Origin of the sequence: Streptomyces sp., from assembly GCF_035644915.1 — a bacterium.
GTDB lineage: Bacteria > Actinomycetota > Actinomycetes > Streptomycetales > Streptomycetaceae > Streptomyces.
On the sequence record NZ_DASQNP010000140.1, the window covers coordinates 1 to 4,400 of the forward strand.

Consider the following 4,400-nt stretch of genomic DNA (forward strand, 5'->3'; position numbering starts at 1 on the left):
CCAGTCGTTGAGCGCCATGCCCGCCTCGTACAGGCACAGGGAGGCGCCGGCGGCGAGCGCGGTGCCGCGGCCGGGTGCGCGCCCGGCCGCCGCCGCGCCGGCGAGCGCGTCGCCGGGCACGGTGCACAGCGCCGAGACGCGCAGCAGTTCGGCCCAGGCCCGCCACCGGCCGGTGCGGGGGCTCACGCGTCCTCCCGCAGGCGGTCGGCGAGGGCCAGCAGGTCCCGCCACTGGTCCGCCAGGGCGGAGGAGGCGCCCGGGTCCGGGTCCTTGAAGAAGAAGGCGAGGGCGGGCAGGGGGCCGCGGAGCCCGGCGGCGTGGGCGGCCGCGGTCAGGCGGGCGAGGTCGAGGACCAGGGGGGCGGCGAGGGCGGAGTCGCAGCCCTGCCAGATGGTCTGGAGGACCATCCGCGAGCCGAGGAAGCCCTCGAAGGCGATGTGGTCCCAGGCGGTCTTCCAGTCGCCGAGGGCGGGCACGTTGTCGATGTGCAGGTCGCCGTCCGGGAGGTCGCCGAGGGTGTCGGCGAGCACCCGGGCCTTGCCGGCGTTCTTGGCCGCCGCCGCGGCCGGGTCGGCGAGGGCGGCGCCGTCCCCGCCGCCGAGGAGGTTGGTGCCGGACCAGGCCCGCACCTGCAGGGCGCGCTGGAGGAACATCGGCGCGAGCACCGACCGCAGCAGCGTCTGCCCCGTCTTGCCGTCGCGGCCCGCGTACGGGAGCCCGGAGCGGGCGGCCGGTTCCCTCAGGGCCGGGTGGTGCAGTCCAGCGGAGGGGGTGAAGTTGACGTACGGGCAGCCGGCGCGGAGGGCCGCCGCCGCGTAGAGGGAGCTGGGCGGCAGGCGGTCGCCGCCGTCCGGGCCGGGGGCCGGTTCGGTGGAGGCGACGTTGACGACGACGGTGCGCGCGAGTCCGTGGCCGGCGGTGAAGGCGGTGATGTCGGCGGCGAAGGCGTCGGTCAGTTCCTCGTCGGTGCGGTCGTCGCCGGGCCGCGGCCCGCCGGGGCGGATCGCGGCGTCGGCCGCGGCCAGTTCGGCCCGTACGGCGGCCGGCAGACCGTGCGGCAGCACCCCGCCCTCCGCCAGGACCTCGGCGCGCTTGGGCAGGGGGCACTCGGCGGTGTCGTGGCCGCCGAAGACCAGGGTGTCCAGGGGTGGGAGCCCGCAGTCCGCGAAGGGGGCCGTCTGCGTGACCATGCCGGTGGGCGGGTGCAGCCCGGCGGTGACCGCCGCCCATCCGGCCACCACGGTGGTCGCGACGGATCCCCGCGCGCCGATCAGCCAGATCCCGGTGCGGGGCGTCCGCGCGGTGTCTTCCGCGGTCCCCGGGCCGCCCCCGGGGGACGCCGTGGGTTCGGCGCGGCCGCCGGACAGGGGCGCGCCGCCGGAGGAGGACCGGTCGGGGTGGTCGGTGGTCATGGCTGCCTCCCGGGGGTGAGCGGCACGGGCGTCGCCGTGCCGGGGCCGTGGTGGGGTGCCGCGGTGGCGCGCGGTCGTGGGGGCCGTGCGGTACGCCGGGGGCGCGGGGGCGGGCGGCCGGGCCGGCGGCGGCCGGGGAGCCGGCGGTTTCCCCGCCCGCCGCCGGGACCGCCGCGGGGTTCCCCACGGCCCGTCGGCGGCCGTGCCCGCTCAGGAACAGGTGTCCCTGCCCCTGACCGGCAGTTCCTTGACGCGGATGGAGCGGAAGGACACCTCGTCGCCGTCCCCGTGGTTCTGGAGGCCGATGTGGCCCTGCCGCAGGCTGCGCGCCGGGTCGCGGTTGGTGAAGTCGTTGATCTTCACGCCGTTGAGCCAGACCCGCAGCCGCTCGCCCTCGACGCGGATCTCGTAGGTGTTCCACTCCCCCGGCGGGTTGAGCGCCCTGTCCCGGGCTTCGAGGTCGGCGGCCTGGAAGCCGTACACCGATCCCGTGGTCTTCTCCGGCGCGTCGGTGGCGTCGATCTGGATCTCGTAGCCCTTGTCGACCGCCGACCAGGGGTCGTCGGAGGGCGGGAAGCCCACGAAGATCCCGGAGTTGTCGTCCCCGGCCGTCTTCCAGTCGAGCTTGAGCGAGTACGCCTGCAGCTCCTTCGCCTCGTACCAGAGCATCCCCATGCCGCCCGTGGAGGTCAGCGTCCCGTCCTCCAGCGTGAAGGAGCCCGGCCCGGCCTGCTTCCAGCCGCGGGTGTCCGTGCCGTCGAAGAGCGGGGTGTAGCCGTTCTCGGGGCGGCAGTCGGCCCGGACGGCGCCCGTGGCCCAGCGGATGCCGCCCAGCAGGTGGGCGCGGAAGGCCGGTTCCGCGTAGGACTCCCTGGTGTGCCCGCCGCCGGTGTAGAAGGCGCGGCCGCCCCGGTAGTCCTGGCACCAGGCGATGGGATGGTCCTCCCCCATCGTGCCGCCGGTGTACGAGGATTCGTCGAGCGTGGCGAGCACATGGGCGCGCTCGCGCGGGTTGGTGCGGTAGTTGTACCACTCGTCGGTGCGCTCCCAGGTCGCGCCCAGGTGGGCGGTCGCGGCGTGCGCCCGGTCCTCGACGTCGACGGTCGCGCGCTGGATGTGCGGGTGGGAGTGGAAGTACGCGCCGGCCAGTCCGCCGTAGAAGGGCCAGTCGTACTCGGTGTCGGCGGCGGCGTGGACGCCCACGTAGCCGCCGCCCCCGCCGATGTAGCGTTCGAAGGCCCGCTGCTGGGTGGTGTTCAGGACGTCGCCCGTGGTGGAGAGGAAGACGACGGCGTCGTAGCGGGCGAGGTTGTCGGGGGTGAAGGCGCCCGCGTCCTCGGTGGCGTCGACGGCGAAGCCGCCCTGTGCGCCGAGTTCCCTGAGGGCGGCGATGCCGTCGGGGATGGAGTCGTGGCGGAAGCCGGCGGTCTTGGAGAAGACCAGGACCCGGCTCTCCTCGTCGCCGGGGCCCTGCGGGGCCTGCTGGGTCGCGCCGCCCGGCAGTGCCGTGGCGCCCAGCGTCAGCGCCGCGGCGGCCGCGGCCGTGGCGAGGCGTGCGAAGGCGTGCATGCGGATGTCCTTCCTCGGGCGGGACGGGCGGGCACCGGGGGTGTCCGCCCGTCCCGGCTCGCGGGAATCGGTCCGGGGTCCTGCTCGGGTCCTGCCCGGTTTCTACCCGGTTTCTGCCCGGGTCCGTTCCGGTCCGGTACCGGTCAGCCGGTGGTGAAGGTGAAGTCGTCCACGTCGTAGAGGGCTCCGCCGCCGCTGCCCCTGAAGACCAGGTAGAGCGTGGTGGTCCCGGACGGCGGCTGCTCGATGGGCGTGGTGACGTCGGTGAAGGTCTCCCAGCCGCCCGTCGGCGCGACCTCGGCGGAGCCGATCAGCCTGCCGGTGGGGGAACCGGTGCGGACCTCCAGGGTGCCACCGCTCCCGGCCGACGACACCCGCGCGGTGAGGGACGTGGCGTTCCCGACGCGGTAGGGCGTGAAGGCGATCCAGTCGCCGTCGTGGACGTCCCCGACCGTCCGGCCGCCGTGCGCCGGGGCGTGGTTGACGATGCGCACGCCCTGGGAGTCGCCGTAGTGCTCGGCCTGCCGGTGCCTGGGCTGGACGATGTTCTGGTCGTGCGTGGTCAGGGCGGGCTGGCCGTTCGCGCCCCGGTCGGTGTACTCGGCGTCGAAGACCCCGAAGATGTTGGCGTTGGGGTCGTGCTCGCCGTCCGCGGTGGTCTTGATGGTGCCGGAGCAGCCGGTCGCCGAGGTGACGGGGTGTCCGTGGCTGTCGTGGCCGAGGATGTGGGTGACCTTGACCTTGGAGCAGTCGATCCTCCCGTCCTCCGGGTCGCTCACCCGCACCCTGAAGGGCACCTCGTCGCCGAAGGTGAAGAGCTGGCCATCACCGGGGAGTTCCAGGGTCACCCTGGGCGCGGTGTTGCCGACGGTGAGGTGCACCGACGCCGAACCGGTGCGTCCCGAAGGGTCCTTGACGGTCACCGTGGCCGTGTAGGTGCCGTTCCGGCGGTAGGTGTGGGTGGGGTTGGCTGCGGTCGAGGTCCCGCCGTCGCCGAAGTTCCAGGAGTACGTCAGCGCGTCGCCGTCGGCGTCCGAGCTGCCCGCCGAGGAGAAGGAGACCTTCAGCGGGGCCCGGCCGGAGGTGCGGTCGGCGCTCGCCTGGGCGATCGGCGAGTGGCCGCCGGTGGCGTTCTCGATCCGGTAGAGCGCGGAGTTGGCGTCGCCGTTGAAGTAGCCGGTGCCGTAGTCGAGGACGTACAGCGCGCCGTCCGGCCCGAAGGCCATGTCCATCACCTGGGTGCCGGTCCAGGGGAAGGCGTTGATCGACTGGACGGTGCCGTCCGTGCCCTGCTCGATGCGCTTGATCCACCGCCGCCCGAACTCGCCCGCGAAGAAGTCCCCGTCGTACGCCTCGGGGAACTTCACCGGGGAGTCCAGCGCGGCGTCGTAGCGGTAGACCGGCCCGCCCATCGGGGAC

The 4,400-nt window shown here is 74.6% G+C and carries 3 protein-coding genes and 1 pseudogene; all 4 read right to left on the reverse strand.

Annotated elements, in window-relative coordinates; genetic code table 11:
• A pseudogene (locus VE546_RS16015) lies at nt 1-267 on the reverse strand (prenyltransferase); the annotation flags it as partial.
• Nucleotides 183-1,412, reverse strand: coding sequence for an inositol-3-phosphate synthase (locus VE546_RS16020; RefSeq protein WP_324922799.1), 1,230 nt, complete (start codon nt 1,410-1,412; stop codon nt 183-185). The pseudogene VE546_RS16015 and the gene VE546_RS16020, both read right to left, overlap by 85 nt.
• A 210-nt stretch (nt 1,413-1,622) precedes the next feature.
• Nucleotides 1,623-2,981 carry a ThuA domain-containing protein gene (locus VE546_RS16025; RefSeq protein WP_324922801.1) on the reverse strand — a complete coding sequence of 453 codons (1,359 nt, stop codon included), beginning with the start codon at nt 2,979-2,981 and terminating at the stop codon, nt 1,623-1,625.
• A 143-nt stretch (nt 2,982-3,124) separates the two neighbouring features.
• The coding region (locus tag VE546_RS16030; RefSeq protein WP_324922803.1) for a carbohydrate-binding protein at nt 3,125-4,400 on the reverse strand (1,276 nt) is incomplete at its 5' end.